Raw genomic sequence first — 19,324 nt, 5'->3', positions numbered from 1 at the left:
ATCCCTCCTATATTGGCAATGGATAATCATCACCGGGAACGTATACCTCTCCCAGCTCCCCGCCGGTAGTCATGTCTGGATCTGCCAGCCCGAAAGGGCTTGTCTCCAAAACATCGTATTGTGAGGATAGCGCAAACGTCCCGGCCAACTCGATCTGTGCGACCCGGACACCAGCGGCGACGGTTTTTTGAATGATTCGGGCGAACTGAAAAGGCGACATGCCAACCTCATTTAGTCGCCTTACTGGTACCCTTATTAAGTTGATTGCCGCTGGCTCCGGCTCTAATGGATCGTCATATTTTTCAACGATCCGAATGTCGTTATATTCACAATCTAGTGCAATAGCCAGCACTCGAATAATTGTATTTACATCCGTCTTCGACAAGTTTCGGGCAATCTTGGATTTGAGTAACACCCGGTACACTTCATCCGTCGCCGCGCCTCTCGATTGCACAATGTTGGTGCCAATCCGGTCCAGCGTCGTGCCTTGGGCTGCGTCAATATCGCGCCAGTCACGGATACGTTCGAAGGTGTCTCCTAGCCGTGCCAGCTCCGAATGAAGAATACTGATCAACTTTCCCAGGTTGCTGTCCGGTGATTTGTTGTAAGTATCCGCAAATCGCTTAAGCATGTCCTTGACGCTAAACATGGCTAATCACTTCAATGTCTGCCGCCGTGGTCTGAGCAACTTCGTACGGTTGGATAACGACGTTAGCGCTGCCCAAGCTGCCGGAAGCCTTGCCCACGGTCAAGGTAACATCTTCAACACCTTCAACCGCATAAACCGCGCTGATCAACCGAGTAAATACCACGGGGTTGCCCATGCTCAGACCGTTGTAATAAGATCCTGAGGAATCAACCCCGCCGATATAGCGCAGGATGGCCCCTCGAATCTGATCATCACCATCAACAGGATATTGCGCGTTCTTGGTGACATTGACAGACACCTTAATATTGACCTCAGCCGCGCGGCTGAACTTAACCGTGTGCTGCAGCCCGCCCAGATCCTCCACCTGTTTGGTGATCTTGCCATATGGTTCCACACCGCCGGATTTTGTCGCAAATATGACGTTAGCAACCTCCTGCTCTTCTCCACCCAGCACATAGGCCTCAAATGACTTTGGCGGGCGTCCGGCAGCGTCCGGCGTCATGCCGGTATTTTCAATGACGGTTGCCGCCCGGACGGCAGGCATCCGCAGCAGTGCCCCGCGAATGGCATCCACAGAAGCCGCGCCACCACCAGCGACAGATAAGTCAAAGCGATTTCGGAACTCGGCGTCTGTCTCCTTTTCCCGGCCACCGGTGACCAATGCAGCATTGGTTATGTTGGTGATCTCCGGTACCGGATTAACAACAACGGTAATAGCACCTGCAGCCACATTACCGGATGCCCCAGCTTCCAGCGCCTCGATTGCAACTTTTGCCACACCCCCGGTCAAGGTTATATCTGCCATCGTTTCAAAAATCACCCCGGCAGCCGTAGCCGCACGAAAGCCAGCCGGAACGACATAACCAGAGGTACCGTTAATCGTCAGCATTCCGGTGGACCACTGCGCCAGGGTCCGGGTAATACCGACCTGCGGACCCAGCCGGTCCAAGTTGTTACCCGTGGCCGTGGGAATGTATCCGCTGTTATATACGTCCTCGGCCATGGTCCAAATTGATGCCAAGAAAAAAGCGAATATCCGCAAGATGATGCCCAACGGTGACCGGGCTGACGTATTTACCGTATCACCAAATGCTTCCCGGGCCTTGTCCTCCATCTGCCCCAGCAGATCGTCAAAGCGCAAACGCTTAAACCCTTTGCTATCCAACAACGGTATCAACCCCCTCAATCTTTATTACATCTCCGTTGATGGCCGTGGCCGTTATGTTTGCGCTCACTGTCCGGTTTGAACGGTCAAATGTAACCACGACGTCATTGACCTCCGTAATCCTCGGCTCTTGCAACATGCCCACCGTCAATTCGGAACGCACTTCATCGGCAGTAACGCCCTTGCCCGTAATCCGTGAAAAGTCTATCCCCAGTTCAGGGTCTAAGAACCACTCCCCCTGATTGGTGCCTAGCACCAACTTGCAGCACTGTGCAATCTCATCCGGTCCGGTCACCAGCTGCAGGTCATCGCCCAGGAACACCAAATCCCCTGATGCATCCAGCATTAAAGACTGCACGGCATCACCCCCACGATTACCGCATCATTCAAGCTGTGCTTCCTGCCTGTGTCCGGGGCAGCTACTTGACCGGAGAGCGTGTTTTTAATCTCAGCGTCGGCAAAGACGACATACACAACGTCGCCCCGCTCCAGCGCCGGGCGCATAATCGTCTCAATCTCCTGCAGGCCATCGCCCAGGCTAAACTTGACCTTTTGTCCGGTTACCGGCACGGACATAATCTGTGCAGGCTGTCCGCTGGTCAGTTTAAGCAACGGCTGCACATCAGCCCGCAGCGTAACCGGATCAAATGCCACAACCTTGCAGGGCATTGCTACGTTTATATTTTCTCCCTGCTTCCCCCTGTGGGACTCCAGTATCCCGGCCAGCGCACCAGCGGGATTTATCTTTGTCATAAAACCGCCTCCACCTCAGTGATAAAATCACCGGTATTGCTAAATTTATGGCTACCACCGCGAACGTGCAGCCTGCCCGAAAACTCCCGGCAGGTCAGGTTAATGACGGATGCCGTTGTAATCCGGCGTTGCAGCTGCGCTTGAATCTTATATCCCTTGATGCCGTTGTCCTCGAAAAACTCCGGGCTGCCGATTAATCCGGTATCCGGTGACAGGGCAAAGACAGCATCCGCGCCGCTGCGGAGATTACGTACGTATAGTTTGCTCTGATTGATGAAGCAGGAGGTGCGACAGTCCTTACACACCTCCGTAATAATATCAGTGACCTTGCCCTTGGCGGTGTAACCCTCTTGGTATCTGTAGTCCTGGTAAAGTTGCATTTGCGCTACCGGCAAGCCTATATATCCCGCCATCTGCTTTATAATCGCGCTGGCCAGAGTACCTTTAGCAAAGGCAATCTCTGTGACCTCGCGCTTGCTCAGATCCTCACTGTCCAGCACGTTGATGGTAGTTACCTTGTCTACGCCTTCCCATCGTGTGCGGACGGCGGATATGCGGCCATGTAGGATTATGCCAATATCTCCGGTATAGCCCGCATTGAGCATGAGCACCCCGTTACGCTTGATGTTGTTGATGGTGGTCTGTGCCAGATTCCAGACCCTTAGCTCCGACTCATTGGGCAGTGCATCATTGTCAAATGGTACACTGCCCTCCATCGTGTACTTGGAAAGCGCAAAGGACATATTTCCGGTCATAATCTCCGCAATCCGCCCAAAATTTTGTTTAGCCATCTGCACCATCCCATATATACAGAAAGACGCTCACTCCGAGCGTCTCCCATGTTACAGCTATACTGTTTTCTGATTTGTCATACGGCACAATGGGCAGGCGCGGAAACCGGTTATCCTGTACGTCGTAAAAGAGCGTCTGACCGTATACTAGCTTTTCCCCGTACACTAAGGTTTCCCCATCCCGTTCCAGATCGACGGTGAAGAAATCGCAATCTGGATTGTAATGCACCTCGAAAGTGAACAGGGTTTCGGCAATAGAAATATCAAACCTGTATGGAATAAGCTCTTTCTCAATCTCGATGTATTCCATTGATCATCCTCCCCACTTGCTGCCGGACTTGAATTTCACTTTCTCCACTTTTTCCTTTTCCTTTTTTTTGCTGCCGGACTTACTGCTGGATTTGCTGCTCTTGCTGGATTTAGAAGACTTGTCCTTTGTCTGCTTTGTACCGGAGTTGATGATCTTAGCGACCTGCGCCTTGATCGGGGACGGCAGCTTCTCCACATAGGATGATGTCGCTATCCTTACCTCGCGTAACTGCATGCTAAATGTCATACCGTCCGCCGTTTTGTAATCTGTCGATGTGCTAAAATCTGTGATCACACCAGTAAATGCATTACGGCCCACATACTTGACGATCTGTCCTTTATCCTTAATCGCGATAATGTGAGCGCGGTTCTTAGCGGCGTCCGGTCCAGATATCACGCCGGATAGGGACATAACCCGCGCTTGTGCCTGTACGTGATCAATAAGGTTAATACCTTTTTCAACCGGCTGCTCTGTGACTGTTACGGGAAAACTCGGCGACTCCTGCTCCACTGTGATATAGATGCCATCAATTAGCGCCACTAATCTCCACCCCCATGATCCGGGAAGCCGCATCGAATATGTCCTGCATTTCCTCGCGGATCGCGGCCCTCAAGCTTGCTATTGTTTTTTCATCGGCATTGCCTTGTATGCTGATATTAATTACAGGATTTATCTCTGCCTTACTGGTATTATTAGTGGTCCGGGCAGGCGCTGATTCAGGCGTATACCGGGAATACTCTTGGTTTTCGTCATTGGTTAGGACGCGCTCTCCTTTGTGCAATTCAGCAATATACCCATCCCAAGGCACATAGGACAAACCATTAGCATGACTCCCGTCCACTTTTCCACCCAGTACTGCATCCGTATCAACAGAAACGTTTGCCGTTGCTTTGAATCCGAAGGTCCGCTTGACACTTGACATAAAATCCGATCCCATAGTCTCGATTTTGGAAATCAGATCAGACGCCATGGAACCAACACCATCAATCAAACCCTGAATGATGTTTTCGCCAATCGTAAATAGATTGATCCCATCAAAGAACCCAGTCACCTTGCCCCACATTTCAGAAACAGCAGTCCAGAGATTTGTGCCGGCTGTCTTCACTCCTGCGACAATCTGCCCCCATATGCCGGTGATTTTGTTCCAGACCTGAGTCATAAGGCTGTTAGTAGTTGAAAACACCTTGTTCCAGGCTCCCTTTACTGCGCTCCAGACATTTGACCCCGCTCCAGTTACCGTGCCGGTAATCCCATCCCATACCGCAGTGATTTTGTTCCAGACCGCTGTGAAAATGGATGTAGTGACCTCTTTGACCTTATTCCAGGCTCCGGTTACTGTGTTCCAAATTCCGGACGCTGCGCCGGATATGGTACTTGTTATCCATCCCCAAGCCGATTTGAGCCAGTTCCAGATCCCTGTAAATACAGATACAGTTACCGATTTGATCTTGTCCCAATTTTTGTACACCAGTAGGGCAATCATGGTAATGGGTCCACCTATGACGGCCAGAATGGTAATGCCCCACTTTTTTAAGAATCCCGTTACAGCGTCAAAGGCGGTTTTGAATACCTTGGGAATCGTAACTCTGAAAAAGTCCAGCGTTGCCGTGGTCGCCTTTTTGATCCCGGCCCACATCTTATCTATGAACGCGCGGAACTTGTCAGAACGCTTGTAGGCCACTGTCAGCGCCACACCCAGCCCTACCAGGGCCAACACAACAAGAGCAATCGGGTTCATCGCCAGTACCGCATTGAACGCTGTCTGCACGGCGGTAAACGCCTTGGTTATTCCGCTCCAAACTTTTGTAGCAATACCCGCTATCTTGGTTGCCGTCGATACGGCCATCATAGCGGTTTTATAGGTTAAGAGTATTGCAGCAATACCAGATACGATAGGGATAAAAGGTTCCCACTCCCATACCGCTTTACCCACTTCAACCATTTTCCCGGCTATGTTCTGAATCTCCGGCCAAAGGGCAACGACAGCCGCGACCAGTTGAGTGCCGATTAATGTTACTACCGGCTGGATCGCCGTCCAAAGCTCCTTGCCCTTATCTATCAGGTAACCAAAAGCCTGCGCGGCCTGAGCGCCAAATTGCTGCAAATAGGGTATTGCCGCCTGCACCCATCCGCTCACCTTTTCAATGGCTGCGCCCAAGCCGTTACCAATCATTTCTCCGAATGCGGCGATTTCCGACTGATGGCCTGATATCCAGGAACCGAACTGACTGAGATATGGAAGCAGCTTTTGACCGATAGGTATCAAGATTCCTGTTTCGATGTGTCGTTTGAAATACTGCAACGACTCACCAATATTCGTAAACCCGTTATTGAGATTTGCAGCTGAATCTTTACTTTTATCAAACCCGTTGTTCACATCGTCCAAGGCGCTGAAGGCTTTGACACCTAATTCCTCGAACATAGTTCCGAACAACCCGACGCCAATCGTATTTTGCTGCACCGGATCCTCAATGTCCGATATCATGGATACGATATCCTTAAAGGCCGCTTTTGCTGTCGGTCCGCCCTTTGAGAAAGTCTGCATCATTTTATTGGCATCCAAACCCAGGGCCTGAAATGAAGTTTCTGCCGTACCCCCGGCTTCGATAGACAAGATGCTAAACTCATTCATGGCGTCGCCGAGAAGGTCTGTGTTTCTGGCACCAGCTTTAAGCCCGTTTGTGAGATACCCCATTGTATCTTCCATCGTAAAGCCCATTGACGCAAAAGCTTGGGAATACTCATTTATGCTGTCCAGCATGTCGCCTTGAGTGTTGGTTCCGTTGGTCTGTCCCTGTGTAAGCAAGTTAAATGCTTCGGTGCTAGTGACCCCAAAGTTCTTCATCGCCACACTTACCCCGGCTATGGACTCTGTAACATCACCATCAAACGCACCAGCATATAGCATCGCCTCGCGGGATGCCGACTCCAGCGCGTCTCCTGTAAGTCCTGTAGCCTTGGCAACTGCGGATATTGATCCACCCAAATCCGCCCAATCTTCCCCGAAGTTTTGGTTATATAAATTCTTAGCGATTTCCCGAGTGGCTTCCATTTGATCGGTGGTTTGCCCGGTTGTGAGTTGCACACTAGACATTGCTTCCTCGAACCCGCTGGCTGCTGTGAGAGCTGCCGTCCCGATCCCAATCATCGCCGTGGTTGCCAAAGCTCCAAGTCCGATTACACCTTTGGTCAGCGCCTTGACCTTGCTGTCCGCCTGGTCTAAGCCACTGGAATTAAACTTAAATCCCACTGCATACATGAGTGATCCTATAATGCCGCCTGCCATATGTTCCCTCCTTTCCAGCAAACAAAAATAGACGCCCAGGAAAGGACGTCTATTTCTTGCTCTTATTAAGTTCTTTTTGCTGTTTGATATGGATATCTAGGGCAGCGTTCGCCTCGGCAACATCATCATCATCCATGATCAGCAAGTCCGAGTATGTGATTCCCATATCCGAGAGCAGCAAACGCCACTGGCCCCAATTTTCAAGCGCACGGCGTTTAGCTTCGCTCTTACTGACCGTCATTTTCCGATTCCTTGGACGCCTCGTCTGGGTCAGACGTTCCGGTTACAAATGAATACGCTGCAGTAGCCACTTCGATCATCTCAGGATAGTCCTCAAAATCATCCATGGTCACTTTCGGTTTCACAACCACATGTTTAAACATTTCTTCACAAATTCTCTCTTCGGAGTTCACTCCGTGTTTATTCTTTACGCGGTCATTGATCCGGGAGACGTTTCGAACACCTGGATGCTGAAATAAATACTCCTTGCCAGCTTTTGTAGTAATGCTTTTTTGTTTGAAATTTGTATTTGTCATGATAAAAACCCCTCTCAAATTTTGAATTTTAGTTCATCGCAAGATCAAGACATTGAAATTCGTAAGAACGGTCTCCCGCTTCGGCTCCATACTCCCGATCCGCAGGCTTTTTGATGTATGCCTGTGTAGCTGTGTTTGTCTGCTTCGGTGTACCAGAAAAAACCACGGATACGGGAACGATTTTATTACTATTGCTTAGGCCATCCAGATACGGAACCTGTGGGCTAGTGCCTTGTAATGTTATGGTAATCGTACCCAAAGGATTGTTGACTTTGGTCCGCACCACGTCCCCTTGTGCGCCGACTGACGTCGAATAATTATCTTCATCTTTCGCAACGGACACCAGGTCCTCACCGAATCCCGTTAAAAAAACGCCTCCCACAATTACAGAGACGTCCATCGGATCATATGTTTTTGCTTCAGCCACTTGAATTCCTCCTATGAAAATTTAATGGTGCCGCGAATGGCGGCCTTATGGATAGCTCCAGCAACGACAAAATCAAATTGACCGTCCGGGTAATTACGGGCAGCAATTTCCCCCGGGTCCACTTGGCTGCGCGGCGGAAACGTCGTATTGTACAAAGGCACTCCATCATCATTTGCAGCAATCATGCCATTGAGATAAGCCCGTTGAAGCACTGTCCGAACCGCGCTTTCAATCTGTGCAATTCCTCGGTTGTCAAATGGGATTTTGGACAGAGCCGCTTGCGCCTGGTTGAACAGGTCTTGAACAGCAAACCGCACAGAATCCACGATGTAATCCTGAGAATGGATGAAGTCAATAAACTCCCCGCTAACCGCCTTGCCTTCGCTTGTGACATTGGTTCCGGCTTTGGTGACATAGGTGTTAGCCCCCAGCACATGGATTGCATTAAGCTCTGTCGCGTCAATGTCCATCGGTGTAATTCCGACCAGTGTCCAGCCCTTCCAGGTTACCGATCCCACCGGCAGACTACCGACAGCCCCCACCCAAGCCGCTTCAGGGTAGTTATTGACCGTGGTGTGATAGATTACCTCTGTGCGGTCATAGTTTTTAGCCTTGATGGTCGCCAAGTCCGCTTTGCTACTGGTCCGGGCAAAAAATTGCCGGGAATTATCAGCCTCCACGGCGTCAGCAATCAAGGTCAAATCTTCCACTGTGGTTATGGTGGTGACAAGAAAGTGCCAGTCCTTGAGAAACAGAGTCGGCAGCATATCCGCCAACGTTACTGGTGTTGTTCCAGTCTTGCGGGCCACGATAGCAATCTCAGCAGGTGGGTTTTTTTGGGCAAAAAGAGCAAATGCCGCCTTATACTCTTCTGTGCTAACCACATAATCGGTCTTTACTGCCTCAATATCCGCGTAATTTTTGAAATCCTTGCCTGCCGTACTCGCCCCGAGAATCAAGGGCTTGCCGAATCCACCCAAGATAGGCGTCGGCTTTTGCACGGCAATGGTTACTGTAACGTCGCTAATGCTCAAAATAATCACTCCTTTGTATTGGTGCTGTCTCGATCCAACCGGACAGATCGGTAATCACAAGATCCGTCGCCCGAAAATCAACATCAAAGCCCTGCCGCCGCTCCCATTCCTCACCGATATTAATGTCCCGGTTCTGGACCTCTCCGATATTGATAACAATCACGTTCAGTGTGTCTTTCAAAAGCTCCCGACCAGCTGTCTTAAACCAGTCACGGGCAAGCATGGCATTGACCATTGCAACGTCAGAATCATCGGCGTAACAATTAAAGGAGACGGTAAATGTCACCGTCTCCCTTCGATACTGCTGCCCTGCCTGCTGCGTAATAATCGGCTGTCCGCCGGAGGACTCAAAACCACCGACAAAACTGTAGGTCATGAAATCACCGGGAGGCTGATCCCCGCCGCCATTCATTTCGATCACCAGCCCACCGGACGCCGCTTCCAATCCCTCGACAATAGCAACGCGAATTTCCTCAAACGGGAGCATTAGCAATCACCTTCCTCAGCAGGAATTGATTGACGTCGCTATACTCGCGGTCCGGCGACTCCGCGACGATATACTGTACGCCCAGGTACTCGATACGCTCCCCGGTGATATGCGTGGACGTCGTGTACAGCATACGGTCTGTCTCGGTATAATTGCCGCCCTCCGCTGCCCGCAGGCGTGCGCTGACAGGCTGGATGCTGCCGCTCCGCTGTAAACGCTCCGGCTCCGACGGCACCCATTTACCCTTAACCCATGTGCCGCCGCTGTCTCGGACTAGCGTATAAGGTCTGAAATACTTGCGGACCACACCCGCAAATCTAAAATGCCTCATCCTTACTGCCCCCTCGGAACAATGTCATAAGTCAGACTGTCCCGCAGGTCGTCTTCCCGGTGCAGCAGTTTCCGGGACCCAGTCTTTCCGGCTGCATACCGGGCAGATAATGGCGGCTGCTTGATCCGCTCGAAATTCTTCTTCATGCGGTCCAGCCCCGTTTCGCCAATCTCCGCATAAAGAGAGGCCACAGATTTACGGCCGTGGGCGATTTCTGTCACCCCGGCGCGGACCAGCTTGCCGATGGCGGCTTGCCCCTTCTTCTTGCCGGTTCCAATGAAGGACCGGGCCGGAATGTTCATCTTTACCGACCCGTACTCATGGACCCCGGCAATCATAGCCAGCTCGGCGTCACCCTGCATACCAATGCGGACCTTTTGATCTGTCAGAGGCCGCAGCAGTTCGGCCAGCTGCCGCAGGTTATCATCCCCGGTCACCTGAACCCCCACCCGTCGCGCCCGGCTTCTTTGGCTTGCCATTATACCCACCTCCCAACATACGGAGAAATAAGGGCTATCACGGTAGGCGGCATCCCTTCACTTTCTGCACTATAGTTAACAGAAATATCACCTACCCGCTCCGCTGTCACTCCAGGTGTACGGAGCATCAATTGGGCATGGAAGATACAAGCCAGTTCCAGCACTTCCGGCAGTGTGCGCGGTTTTTCCGTATTCGCATCACAAGGCAGCACATAACCGGCGGTGTACGTCACCCTGATATTGTGTTCACCCGCAGGCCAACCGGAAGGGCAAAATATCCGCCCCTCTTCTAGCAGCTCATACTCTCCTACTGGCTTTCCGGGAATAACCACATCTTCAATATTCTCCACCGGATAGTTCCGAAGGTTGATATATGAGGAACGGGAATTCCCGCTGTGCCGCTCAGTGTAACTCTGCAGCTTAAATGAACGTTTGCAATAATTTTCAATCGCCTGAGAAGATGCTACGATTTGTATCTGCAGCATCTCGTCTTCAAGCGAATCACCTAGAATACCCATTGCCTTCTGCAGACGTTCTACCGTTGTCAGCATTAGGCGCCAGCAATGGTCAGTTGACCATATACAACGGCTTCGTTATCAAAAAAGCGCACATCTTCCCGCTGGATGGCACGAACATCAGTGGAATTGCGTCCAAAAGATTTCCCGCCGACATTGGTCGAAGCCAGGGAATATTGCTGGCGATCAAAGAGGACAATCGCCTCTTTCAGATCCCCAATGATAATCGGTGCTTTCTTCACGGTTGTTCCAGTCGTGGGCAACCAGCGATTAGCAATAACGACAACCGGTTTACCATAAAGCAATTGCTGCGTGGGTTGTGTAGGATTGGGCTGTAACAACGCCTTTCCGTCAACATCTTTCAAATGATCAAGGAAATTGAACCCATCCTGATTCGTGATAATGGTTGCACCCAGGCTGATAGACGGGTCAAGTGTTACGTTCAGAATATCTTTAATCGCATCCAGCCCATCAACAGCAACCTTCGTAAGCGAATTAAGCAAGTTCAGAATCAGCTTATTACGTGTAATTACTGATTTTTTGGCAATCCACTTCGCAATATAAGCCATCAGATTTTGATCTGTATCCTGAATCAAGCTGTTTGAGATCGGAAGAATTCCGCCCCGGTCCTTGATGGTATAAGAAATTGGCGTGAATTTGGGATTATCCATATCATCAAGGTCAGTGAGTTCCGTAATCTCTGTAAATTCAGTGATATCGGCATTTTTTTCAATAACCCGCGAACCAGCACGGGTTGTCACTGGCTCCACCGTGACATAAGGTTCCAATGAGACAAATTGACGTTTTCTTTCCAAGATCATTGTTTGAATGTCCTTGGGAACAATGAGTCCGCCGTCTTCATCCGTCTCGCCGCTCATGCCTGCGCGCGTTTCCTCTGCGGAAGCATCCAGCAAGGCGCGTTCTTCTGTAGACAGATTACGCTTGCGCAGCTCCTTCAGGAAAGCGTTACGGTACTGCTCATCTTTTCCCGGTTTGTTGTCCCGTTGCTCCGGTTCGGCAGGCACAGCGTCCCCGGGCGCGTCCAACTCTCTCATTTCCACCATCAAATCAATCTGATTGCGCAGCTCCTTGGCCGCATCCTTCGCCGCCCGAGCCTCTTCCAGCTTGCCGCCTTCCATGAGTGACCTGGCTTCTTCCAACTTTGCCGCCAGTTTCTGGCGCAATTCACGCTCTTTCGGGTCCATAATGTACCTCCGCTTAGTTTTTTGGAAAACAAAAAATCGACGTATTAGGCAAGCCCCAACAGGTCGATTTCGAGTAATAGCTTTTCTTTTTCATTTTTCCGCTGCTCTTTGGACGTAATGCCCAGCTGATCAATGCTGCGCTGATCCACTTCGCTGTCCAGGTATGCCGGGAAGGGAGTCGGTGATACTTCAAACAAATTGATATCAAGCAAGGTTCGGATATATACATCCTCTTCCTTTATATACTCCCAAGCGTCCCCGTTACTCCGAACATAGAAGCCAAAGCTCACACCGTCAACATCGCCGCGCCGCACAGATTCAAAAGCATCATTACCCCATGTATTGTTTGGTAGATCAATTTCAAACGATAGGCCCACATCATCTTCCAGCAACCGCAGCGTCCCCGGCTTCGTCGATCCAAGAACAAAGTCACTCCGATGATTCCAAAAGGCCTTAATCACGTTCTCTTGCAGGCTGCGGGAGAATGCCCCCTTTGCTACACGCTCGTAGAACTCGCCCCAAATCAATTGGCTGCGCTGATTAAACTTGACGACATACCCGCCGATGGTCTGGGTCTGACTTTCGCCCTCGCCCTCCGTACTGCGCACCTCAATTTTAGCTGGCAAATAGCGAATAACCTTTTCACTCATTGTTGTTGTCACCCCCCTTCGTTCGAGGCATCTTTACTAAGGCCCGCTTTCAACATTTGATATTGGTCCATCTTCTCCAGGTTGACATAGTTCAGGCTGACAAAGTGCACGTCGCCTTTGTCGCCAATGTTGTCCCGCTCTTCCAGTTCCCGCACTTCGTTTATGGTGTAAGCGCCCATTGCAATCATTTCCTTGTAATAGGCTGCGCGGCTGGTGCTGTCTCCCCTCAATTCGCTAGACATGTTGAATTTGGTGTAATATTTCTTTCGCTCCGACTCCGTGAACAGCTTATAATCACATTCCTGTTCCCAATTCGTGGTGATAGGCTGTAGCGTACTCTTCACATACTCCAAAGATTGGTTTTCCATATTGCTGAACTTTACATCCGTCAGGCCCAGCTTATAGCCCGGCACCTTGTATATCTTGGCGGTCTCCATAATGCCGAATTTGCTGGTTTCAATAAATTGAGCATCATTCAGGGGCATGCCAAGGTTTTGATATTCCATCCCAGCATCCAGGATAGCTATCCGGTGCGCGTTGTTAAGTCCAGAATTCGCCTTCTGCCATTCGTCTCGCGTTTTATCCTTGGCCGGTTTATCCAGGGTACCATTCGGTATTTTCAGAATTCCCCGCGTGGCCGTACCATTGGCATAAAAGGAACCCAGGAACTTGCGCTGTGACTTCTGCACCCCCAGCTCCTCGCGGATAACGGAGATCGGGGTAATTCCCTTAAGACCACTTTTGCTGATGCTCTTAAAGTGGAGAACGTCAAAATGATTCAACTTCCGCATTTCCCCATTGGGCAGTGTCGTCACATACCAAACCTGACCAGTATCTTTATCGACCTGGACGTCTGTCTTCGATGGATCAAGAGGCCATAGCCCTCTTGGAAATCCGTTATTGGGTCCGCTTGTCTCCCATTCAATATTTGCATAACCGTTGCCCCAGACCGTGACATGAACCTGCATCAGTTCCTTGAATGTGTACGCGCTCATGTATGGATTCGGACGAGATCCCAGCAGCCTAGAAACAGGGTGACTACTGTCACGTTCGATCCCCGCTCCGCGCTTTTTAAAAACCTGAATCGGCAGCTTACCGATGTCCCCGCCAAGGACGGAAGCACAGGTGTACACGTTGCTGTTTAGCAGCGCAGAATCTGCAGTTACCGTTTCCCCGCTGGCTGTGTTGGAGACACCAAAAAGATCAAGCAGCCACTGCGGAGGATTCAACAGACTGTCCTCCGAAGATCGCCGGTTCCACCAGCGCTGCACAAAGTTTCTTCGTTTCACATTTCACCTCCTTGCTAAAAGGAAAAGTCCTCGCTCATGATGTGATCATTCAGGTTAATGGTGGAGTCGCCCACCATTGCCCGGACCATGGCATTTATGATGGCCGCAAGCAAGTCAATCCGCTGACTGTCGTCCTTATGCTTCTTCGAAAGCTTAATATTTCCGTTGTTATCCGCAACTTCAACGGCATTAGACAAGCACCAAGTCAGCAATGGACTGCCGTCATGAACGATTAAGCCGCGTAGAATCAGCTCACGGAAGAACTTTGTCGGTTCTGAAAGAGTTTGAACGCCTTGCCGGATCTCAACGCGGTTGTACCCTTCCGCTTCTAAATCCTGTGTGAAATGCGTCGCGTTGTATGGATCATAGCAAACCTCTTCAATAAACCAGGATTCGTTCTGCTCCATTTGCTGAATATGAGATTTGATGAAGCTATAATCCACGACAGAGCCGGGTGTAAGTGTACACCACCCCTCTGCAGCCCACTGCCGATAAGGAACCCGGTCACTATGCTCATGCTTGGTAGCCGTTTCCTCCGGCATAAATCCGTGAGCCGTCACTGCATACCTCCCGTCTTCCAGCCGGAACACAAAGCCAGAGCCGGTCAAGTCTGTCGTTTTGGATAAATCCAATCCGTTGCGGGTCGCATAACCGCGAACCAAATCTAAAAAAACACTTCGCGACACGGCGAGTGCTTTCCATTTGTCCATAATGCCGGACATATATTTATTTTCACTATCCGCCTGCCAGAGATTTACCCGCTTTGTCAGCCATTCCCGGATTTTTTGTGGATCTCCTGAATTGAACGCTTCATCATGCTCAATTCGGATCTGCTTGAGTAATTCTGCTGAATATTCATTTTCTTCCTGAAGAATGGGATTTGCTTTCGGCCAGTTTTTTTCATCATGCGGATCATCTCCCTTGTCCAACTCCCGAATCATGGCAAAGTAAGATTCTATCATAGGACTTTCCCCGTCAAGCATTTTGCATAACGAATCATATTCCTTCTTGCAAGGGCTATTCTCGGCATCCTTTCCCGCGGTTGATATAATCTGCATTAATGATTGCAGCCTCTTACCAAAACCTGAATAAGATACGTCTACAATTTCACTGGTAGGATGAGCATGCCATTCGTCAACTATAACAAGACAAGGCGCTCCTGAATCCTTATTCTTTGTATCCTTTGACAATGGCCGGAGCCATCCACCACGTTTGGCATGCTCAATGTAGGTGCGTTTAATCCGTAAACGTTTTGAAATATCCGGGCTTTTTTCACCCATTCCTTTAGCATCCAGCCATACCCGCTTAGCCTGCTGCTTGTCGACTGCCGCACATTCCACTTCTGGGCTATCTTCATAACGCTTCAAATGTGGCATGCCGGGCGGATATACACAATCACCGCACATGCCGTATAAGGATAAACCCGACATTTCTGTGGATTTAACGTTTCCCCGCGCCCGAAGGTGTAACGCCTTAGTAATCCTCCGTTTTCCGCTATCCATATGCACCCAACCGTAAACAAAGCCTAGGTCGAACTTTTGGAAGGGCAGCAGCTTAATCAATTGTCCAGAGAACGGACCGCGAACATGACGGCAGCAACGCTCAAACCATTCAAAGATACGATCTGCCCGAGATTCATCGAAGACATACGGGAAGTTCGGCGTTGCCTGCCTCTGCAGATCGGATAAATGTCGCTTACATGCTTGCCGCTCACGCTTGCATGCCAAGCGCATCCCAGATACAACCTCACCAGCATAAAGATTTGTTGGATGGACGTCTTCCCAATCAATCGAAGAGTCCGGCATTTTCGTCTTCCTCCTGGTCCGCCGTCTTCTTTGCTAGTCGCGCACGTGCTTCCGCATTAAGCCCCAGCTTGTTGGAATAAGAAAGAATGAGACGGGAATAGCTCTGCGCCATTTTCACATAAGCGCTAACAACCATATTCCCTTGAGCATTTATTTCTGTATAGCCTTCGATGTCAATCAGCCGGTTCGCGTCCTGGTACTTCGCTACTGCATCGCAATAAGCGCCCAGCACATCTTCGTCCACCTTGTCCAGCACTTCGAATTCGGCCATGTCCTTAACCGTCTTCCGCCAGACCTTCCGGGCTTCGTCGTTCAGCCATCCGGGAATTTTAAGAATCTGCTTTTTCTTTTTTCGTTCGAATTTTTTCGAAGCAGCTTCCCGGGCATTAACCTCGGATTCTGTCCAATGCTTGCCACCGCCTTTCTGTCCCACCCGCATGTGATTAAAATTAACAATATCTGACATATTTTCCGCACCTCCTTTTGAAACTTTCGCTGGGGACATTTTTTCACACAAGAGTCCGATGCGGTCTCTTAGGGGGTAAATTATTTTTTTCAAAACCCCGGGGGGCCCTCTGAGATGCAAAAAGCCGCCCGAAGGCGACTTCACCAGTTTAATTTAAGGTTATAATCTAGTTTCGCAGGTAATCTGAAAATCTTCTTGATTTGCTCTTTGTGCTCCATCGCTTTCGAGATTGCAAATTCATTTGCATCTTTTTCGGATGGACTATTTTTATATTCATCCCAACTGCTATCAATATTTAATTGACCTTCTTCGTCAGTATACAGACCGTTAGTATTCTGCCACGCATGACGAATTTCATGAAACAAATTAAACACTAAATCCAAATCTCGTTGAGGTGAATCAGGAGAAAGGTTGAAGTAGAAAATCTTGATTGTGCGCCGGATTTCATCTGTTAGCCCTGGTGGAAGCACTTCACCGTAAAGAACTTGATTGTATTGCTCAGGTAGCAAATCAGGCGCTTCATCTCTTTCTTTCAAAAGCCTAGCCTTGGTTTTGTACACATCAATTGTATAATCTAATTCGCTGTATTCTCCACCAAGTAAATTAATGCATTTAATCAGTTGATCTCTTATACGGCTTGGGTTGGTGTATCTTACTATCATTAAACGGTTCACTCTCCTTTACCCGTAATTATCTCATAGAGTTTCCAAATCCTCCATCCTCTCTAACTGTCTTGGCATCATGACATGCCTTGCACAGCGCTTGCCAGTTATTGCGGTCCCAGAATAATTCCTTGTCGCCCTTATGCGGCACGATGTGGTCAACCACGGTTGCAGTAATCACCTTACCTGCCTCCCTGCAATACACGCATACCGGATGCTTCCGCAAATATCCAAGCCGAGCCTTACGCCACTGACCGTCATAGCCGCGCTGTGCAGCCGTCCCACGGTATCTATCATAGCGGTGCTTCTCTTGTGTATGGTCAGCACAGTAACGGCCCCTAGTGAGGTTCCTACATCCTACACGACTACATGGTTTAAGTGGTGATTGCGCCATAATTAACCCCTTTGCTGCTGCTGAATAACTGGTAAATCCTGTGCGATCTAATTACACATATCTTACATTGTGTTAAACTCATTCACCTGTCATAAACCCTTGCTCTATAAGGCCTCTCAGCCTGTCCCAGAAATGAGTTTCACCTATCCTTAATATGAGTAACTGACTATGCTTTGTGACGCTTCAAGGCCATGTCCATGCTGTCTTGTTCCATGCCAATATACCGAAGCGTGATCTTAGGAGAAGCATGGTTAAAGAAGTCCATCAGCATGCCGATATCCTTGTCCGTTGTCTCATTGTAGAAGATATAGCCAAATGTTTTCCTTAATGTATGACAGCCCATTTCGGAGAGACCGAATTCGTCACCAATAGAACGCATAACCTTGTATGCCATTTCGCGGGTAATCGCCCGATTCATTCCTTCTCTGCTTCTGATCAGAAATTCATTCGGTGGCTTCCCCTCTATATAAGACAACAATTCCTTCTTCAGTTCGGGAGCCATGAATATACGTTTCTGCTTATTGGTCTTCTTCTCTCTAATCGAGATGTGAGAACCCGATACATCCTTAACACGTAATCTCAAAATGTCACTGATCCGCAGGCCCGTATAAATACCCAGCAGGAACATTATGAAATCTCTAAGATTCTTATTCTTAAGATAATCCTTAATGTCTTGCAGCGTTTCCGGGTCACGAATCGGCTGAACAAAGTTCATTTGCTCTCACCGTCCGCCTTAATACAACCTGACGGTTTGGAACAGAACTGAGCTGCTGCTTCCCATTTCCCCCATATACAACCCTTGCAATTAACCGGCTGTTTCGGTTCTGGCGGTTCCCTAAGCCTCCTTATCTCATTCATTGCTTTTCCCCCAATATAAAAAGCCGCCCTTATAAAAGAGCGACTTTGAGTATTTACATTTATTTGCCATTTCCCGTATTTGCGCCGGCTTAATCACAACGCCAATATATCGCGCCCGGGTGGAGCGCGTTGAGAGCATCTTCAACTCTCATTCCCCGCACCATACCGCCGCGAACACCTACTTGCTACTTGTGCTACAGCTCCACTCCCTTTGCGTCTTGCGCTTGTCAAAGGTGTTTCATCACTGATTCAGCATGGCCGAGTCCTGCTGGGGTAAGGGGTAGCAGGGACACCCGGGAATAATAAAGCAAATTCCCTATGTCCCTACTTTAAAGCCAAAATACAGACGCTTTGCGGACGCAAAACAGACCCTAAACAGACAGTCAACAGACTCAATACAGACAGAATACAGACACGTTTTACATGATGCCGAGCATCTTCAGCGTTGAGGCTACCATTCCGATTCCTTCCAGTATCTTTCGATCTAAGGACCGTTCGGAAAATGAGTGCCATTTTACAACTGCTGCCTTTCGCGGGTAAAAATTAAGGAAGCGATATTTCATAATATCTCTGATTTCTCTATTTTTAATAGCTTCGATTGCTAGCACTATATTATGAATCGCCGGTTCCCATTCCCGCAGCAGTTTTTCTTCAGCAGCCGAACGAACTTCTCTCTCTTTAAGACCGCTAACAATATCGACCATTGTAGAGTATTCTTCAAGCAGGATTCTGGTTCTATCGACGTCCGATTTATCCGCACTGGGAAACAATTCCCCTTGTTCCCACACCATTGCCATTCCCCTCAATCCCCTTTGTGTTATAATGGGTTGAGGTAGAAATTACTGTTTATTGACCCCCGGGACCGGCCAAGGATTAGGGGGTCTTTTCATGTTCATGCATATCTTTGACCTCTCGGGATCTTGCCGTCTTCATCCAGCACAATATTGCTTAATATAATTGCCGAGTCTGCCGGAATATATTGTCCCTTGAATTCACCGAATGTAATTTTGAAGCCGTTACGTTCGTGCTGCGCCCGGAAGGAAACCCCGGAAACGATGCAGCCAGCCGGTGAATTGACATTTTTCACTGTCTTGATGATCACCCTTATGCCTCCTTTCTTCGATTCTCCATTATGATTGCACTCTTTGGTACAGACACCCACTCGAATCCTCTTTTATCACCTCCCGGATCTTCCATCAGGTAGGAATACCCCTTTGGAACAAAGTCACCAG

The 19,324-nt window shown here is 49.3% G+C and carries 26 protein-coding genes; all 26 read right to left on the bottom strand.

Annotated features, from left to right (window positions below):
* Positions 1-7 precede the first annotated feature (7 nt).
* Positions 8-649, bottom strand: a complete 642-nt coding sequence (locus tag ACAN56_RS09815) for a hypothetical protein (protein ID WP_379142387.1) — start codon at positions 647-649, stop codon at positions 8-10.
* Complete coding sequence (locus ACAN56_RS09810) at positions 642-1,817, bottom strand: baseplate J/gp47 family protein (protein ID WP_379142385.1); 1,176 nt, start codon at positions 1,815-1,817, stop codon at positions 642-644. Before ACAN56_RS09810 ends, ACAN56_RS09815 begins: the two co-directional genes overlap by 8 nt.
* Positions 1,807-2,172: a DUF2634 domain-containing protein gene (locus ACAN56_RS09805; RefSeq protein ID WP_379142381.1), complete on the bottom strand. Its 366-nt coding sequence runs from the start codon at positions 2,170-2,172 to the stop codon at positions 1,807-1,809. Before ACAN56_RS09805 ends, ACAN56_RS09810 begins: the two co-directional genes overlap by 11 nt.
* Positions 2,160-2,567, bottom strand: a complete 408-nt coding sequence (locus tag ACAN56_RS09800) for a Gp138 family membrane-puncturing spike protein (RefSeq protein WP_379142378.1) — start codon at positions 2,565-2,567, stop codon at positions 2,160-2,162. The genes ACAN56_RS09805 and ACAN56_RS09800 overlap by 13 nt, the downstream gene beginning before the upstream one ends.
* Entirely contained in the window at positions 2,564-3,358 is a 795-nt protein-coding gene (locus ACAN56_RS09795) for a phage protein (protein WP_379142376.1), read from the bottom strand. Before ACAN56_RS09795 ends, ACAN56_RS09800 begins: the two co-directional genes overlap by 4 nt.
* Complete coding sequence (locus ACAN56_RS09790; RefSeq protein ID WP_379142374.1) at positions 3,351-3,668, bottom strand: phage baseplate plug family protein; 318 nt, start codon at positions 3,666-3,668, stop codon at positions 3,351-3,353. The genes ACAN56_RS09795 and ACAN56_RS09790 overlap by 8 nt, the downstream gene beginning before the upstream one ends.
* Positions 3,669-3,671: 3 nt before the next feature.
* A complete protein-coding gene (locus ACAN56_RS09785; RefSeq protein ID WP_379142372.1) occupies positions 3,672-4,208 on the bottom strand; it encodes a phage baseplate protein in 537 nt (178 codons plus the stop codon).
* Positions 4,195-6,954: a phage tail tape measure protein gene (locus ACAN56_RS09780; protein ID WP_379142370.1), complete on the bottom strand. Its 2,760-nt coding sequence runs from the start codon at positions 6,952-6,954 to the stop codon at positions 4,195-4,197. The genes ACAN56_RS09785 and ACAN56_RS09780 overlap by 14 nt, the downstream gene beginning before the upstream one ends.
* Positions 6,955-7,003: 49 nt before the next feature.
* Positions 7,004-7,195 (bottom strand): hypothetical protein, encoded by a 192-nt coding sequence (locus ACAN56_RS09775; RefSeq protein ID WP_379142368.1) that lies wholly within the window; start codon positions 7,193-7,195, stop codon positions 7,004-7,006.
* Positions 7,182-7,490: a hypothetical protein gene (locus ACAN56_RS09770; protein ID WP_379142366.1), complete on the bottom strand. Its 309-nt coding sequence runs from the start codon at positions 7,488-7,490 to the stop codon at positions 7,182-7,184. The genes ACAN56_RS09775 and ACAN56_RS09770 overlap by 14 nt, the downstream gene beginning before the upstream one ends.
* A 28-nt stretch (positions 7,491-7,518) precedes the next feature.
* Positions 7,519-7,917 (bottom strand): phage structural protein, encoded by a 399-nt coding sequence (locus ACAN56_RS09765; protein ID WP_379142364.1) that lies wholly within the window; start codon positions 7,915-7,917, stop codon positions 7,519-7,521.
* A gap of 11 nt (positions 7,918-7,928) precedes the next feature.
* Positions 7,929-8,951, bottom strand: coding sequence for a DUF3383 family protein (locus ACAN56_RS09760; RefSeq protein WP_379142362.1), 1,023 nt, complete (start codon positions 8,949-8,951; stop codon positions 7,929-7,931).
* The gene (locus ACAN56_RS09755; protein WP_379142360.1) at positions 8,941-9,438 is read right to left on the bottom strand and encodes a phage neck terminator protein; all 498 of its coding nucleotides are present in this window, start codon (positions 9,436-9,438) and stop codon (positions 8,941-8,943) included. Before ACAN56_RS09755 ends, ACAN56_RS09760 begins: the two co-directional genes overlap by 11 nt.
* Positions 9,425-9,769, bottom strand: coding sequence for a hypothetical protein (locus ACAN56_RS09750; protein WP_379142358.1), 345 nt, complete (start codon positions 9,767-9,769; stop codon positions 9,425-9,427). The genes ACAN56_RS09755 and ACAN56_RS09750 overlap by 14 nt, the downstream gene beginning before the upstream one ends.
* 2 nt (positions 9,770-9,771) lie before the next feature.
* Positions 9,772-10,248 carry a hypothetical protein gene (locus ACAN56_RS09745; protein ID WP_379142356.1) on the bottom strand — a complete coding sequence of 159 codons (477 nt, stop codon included), beginning with the start codon at positions 10,246-10,248 and terminating at the stop codon, positions 9,772-9,774.
* Positions 10,248-10,799 carry a phage head-tail connector protein gene (locus ACAN56_RS09740; protein WP_379142354.1) on the bottom strand — a complete coding sequence of 184 codons (552 nt, stop codon included), beginning with the start codon at positions 10,797-10,799 and terminating at the stop codon, positions 10,248-10,250. The genes ACAN56_RS09745 and ACAN56_RS09740 overlap by 1 nt, the downstream gene beginning before the upstream one ends.
* Positions 10,799-11,968 carry a phage major capsid protein gene (locus tag ACAN56_RS09735; RefSeq protein WP_379142352.1) on the bottom strand — a complete coding sequence of 390 codons (1,170 nt, stop codon included), beginning with the start codon at positions 11,966-11,968 and terminating at the stop codon, positions 10,799-10,801. Before ACAN56_RS09735 ends, ACAN56_RS09740 begins: the two co-directional genes overlap by 1 nt.
* Before the next feature lie 44 nt (positions 11,969-12,012).
* Positions 12,013-12,618, bottom strand: coding sequence for an HK97 family phage prohead protease (locus tag ACAN56_RS09730; protein WP_379142349.1), 606 nt, complete (start codon positions 12,616-12,618; stop codon positions 12,013-12,015).
* Between the two features lie 8 nt (positions 12,619-12,626).
* Entirely contained in the window at positions 12,627-13,907 is a 1,281-nt protein-coding gene (locus tag ACAN56_RS09725) for a phage portal protein (protein ID WP_379142347.1), read from the bottom strand.
* A 14-nt stretch (positions 13,908-13,921) separates the two neighbouring features.
* Positions 13,922-15,712 (bottom strand): terminase large subunit, encoded by a 1,791-nt coding sequence (locus tag ACAN56_RS09720; protein ID WP_379142345.1) that lies wholly within the window; start codon positions 15,710-15,712, stop codon positions 13,922-13,924.
* Positions 15,693-16,178 carry a phage terminase small subunit P27 family gene (locus tag ACAN56_RS09715; protein ID WP_379142342.1) on the bottom strand — a complete coding sequence of 162 codons (486 nt, stop codon included), beginning with the start codon at positions 16,176-16,178 and terminating at the stop codon, positions 15,693-15,695. Before ACAN56_RS09715 ends, ACAN56_RS09720 begins: the two co-directional genes overlap by 20 nt.
* A gap of 140 nt (positions 16,179-16,318) precedes the next feature.
* Positions 16,319-16,852 carry a hypothetical protein gene (locus tag ACAN56_RS09710; RefSeq protein ID WP_379142339.1) on the bottom strand — a complete coding sequence of 178 codons (534 nt, stop codon included), beginning with the start codon at positions 16,850-16,852 and terminating at the stop codon, positions 16,319-16,321.
* A 16-nt stretch (positions 16,853-16,868) separates the two neighbouring features.
* The gene (locus tag ACAN56_RS09705; RefSeq protein WP_379142337.1) at positions 16,869-17,234 is read right to left on the bottom strand and encodes an HNH endonuclease; all 366 of its coding nucleotides are present in this window, start codon (positions 17,232-17,234) and stop codon (positions 16,869-16,871) included.
* A 166-nt stretch (positions 17,235-17,400) separates the two neighbouring features.
* A complete protein-coding gene (locus ACAN56_RS09700) occupies positions 17,401-17,949 on the bottom strand; it encodes a site-specific integrase (RefSeq protein ID WP_341119376.1) in 549 nt (182 codons plus the stop codon).
* A gap of 562 nt (positions 17,950-18,511) precedes the next feature.
* A complete protein-coding gene (locus tag ACAN56_RS09695) occupies positions 18,512-18,889 on the bottom strand; it encodes a hypothetical protein (RefSeq protein WP_379142334.1) in 378 nt (125 codons plus the stop codon).
* A gap of 95 nt (positions 18,890-18,984) precedes the next feature.
* Entirely contained in the window at positions 18,985-19,194 is a 210-nt protein-coding gene (locus ACAN56_RS09690) for a hypothetical protein (protein ID WP_379142331.1), read from the bottom strand.
* Positions 19,195-19,324: the final 130 nt, after the last annotated feature.

The organism is Paenibacillus paludis, from assembly GCF_042610515.1.
In the GTDB taxonomy this organism is placed as follows: domain Bacteria; phylum Bacillota; class Bacilli; order Paenibacillales; family Paenibacillaceae; genus Paenibacillus_AQ.
The sequence above is the reverse complement of the archived record's forward strand: the minus strand, read 5'-3'. Positions and strand labels throughout refer to the sequence as shown.

Bases quoted from the DNA above. Each gene is read 5' to 3' on its own strand.
- ACAN56_RS09755 (WP_379142360.1), bottom strand. From the start codon at position 9,438: ATGCTCCCGTTTGAGGAAATTCGCGTTGCTATTGTCGAGGGATTGGAA.
- ACAN56_RS09750 (WP_379142358.1), bottom strand. From the start codon at position 9,769: ATGAGGCATTTTAGATTTGCGGGTGTGGTCCGCAAGTATTTCAGACCT.
- ACAN56_RS09775 (WP_379142368.1), bottom strand. From the start codon at position 7,195: ATGACGGTCAGTAAGAGCGAAGCTAAACGCCGTGCGCTTGAAAATTGG.
- ACAN56_RS09715 (WP_379142342.1), bottom strand. From the start codon at position 16,178: ATGTCAGATATTGTTAATTTTAATCACATGCGGGTGGGACAGAAAGGC.
- ACAN56_RS09740 (WP_379142354.1), bottom strand. From the start codon at position 10,799: ATGCTGACAACGGTAGAACGTCTGCAGAAGGCAATGGGTATTCTAGGT.
- ACAN56_RS09795 (WP_379142376.1), bottom strand. From the start codon at position 3,358: ATGGCTAAACAAAATTTTGGGCGGATTGCGGAGATTATGACCGGAAAT.
- ACAN56_RS09800 (WP_379142378.1), bottom strand. From the start codon at position 2,567: ATGACAAAGATAAATCCCGCTGGTGCGCTGGCCGGGATACTGGAGTCC.
- ACAN56_RS09780 (WP_379142370.1), bottom strand. From the start codon at position 6,954: ATGGCAGGCGGCATTATAGGATCACTCATGTATGCAGTGGGATTTAAG.
- ACAN56_RS09705 (WP_379142337.1), bottom strand. From the start codon at position 17,234: ATGGCGCAATCACCACTTAAACCATGTAGTCGTGTAGGATGTAGGAAC.
- ACAN56_RS09735 (WP_379142352.1), bottom strand. From the start codon at position 11,968: ATGGACCCGAAAGAGCGTGAATTGCGCCAGAAACTGGCGGCAAAGTTG.
- ACAN56_RS09730 (WP_379142349.1), bottom strand. From the start codon at position 12,618: ATGAGTGAAAAGGTTATTCGCTATTTGCCAGCTAAAATTGAGGTGCGC.
- ACAN56_RS09790 (WP_379142374.1), bottom strand. From the start codon at position 3,668: ATGGAATACATCGAGATTGAGAAAGAGCTTATTCCATACAGGTTTGAT.
- ACAN56_RS09700 (WP_341119376.1), bottom strand. From the start codon at position 17,949: ATGAACTTTGTTCAGCCGATTCGTGACCCGGAAACGCTGCAAGACATT.
- ACAN56_RS09720 (WP_379142345.1), bottom strand. From the start codon at position 15,712: ATGCCGGACTCTTCGATTGATTGGGAAGACGTCCATCCAACAAATCTT.
- ACAN56_RS09695 (WP_379142334.1), bottom strand. From the start codon at position 18,889: ATGGCAATGGTGTGGGAACAAGGGGAATTGTTTCCCAGTGCGGATAAA.
- ACAN56_RS09770 (WP_379142366.1), bottom strand. From the start codon at position 7,490: ATGACAAATACAAATTTCAAACAAAAAAGCATTACTACAAAAGCTGGC.
- ACAN56_RS09745 (WP_379142356.1), bottom strand. From the start codon at position 10,248: ATGGCAAGCCAAAGAAGCCGGGCGCGACGGGTGGGGGTTCAGGTGACC.
- ACAN56_RS09815 (WP_379142387.1), bottom strand. From the start codon at position 649: ATGTTTAGCGTCAAGGACATGCTTAAGCGATTTGCGGATACTTACAAC.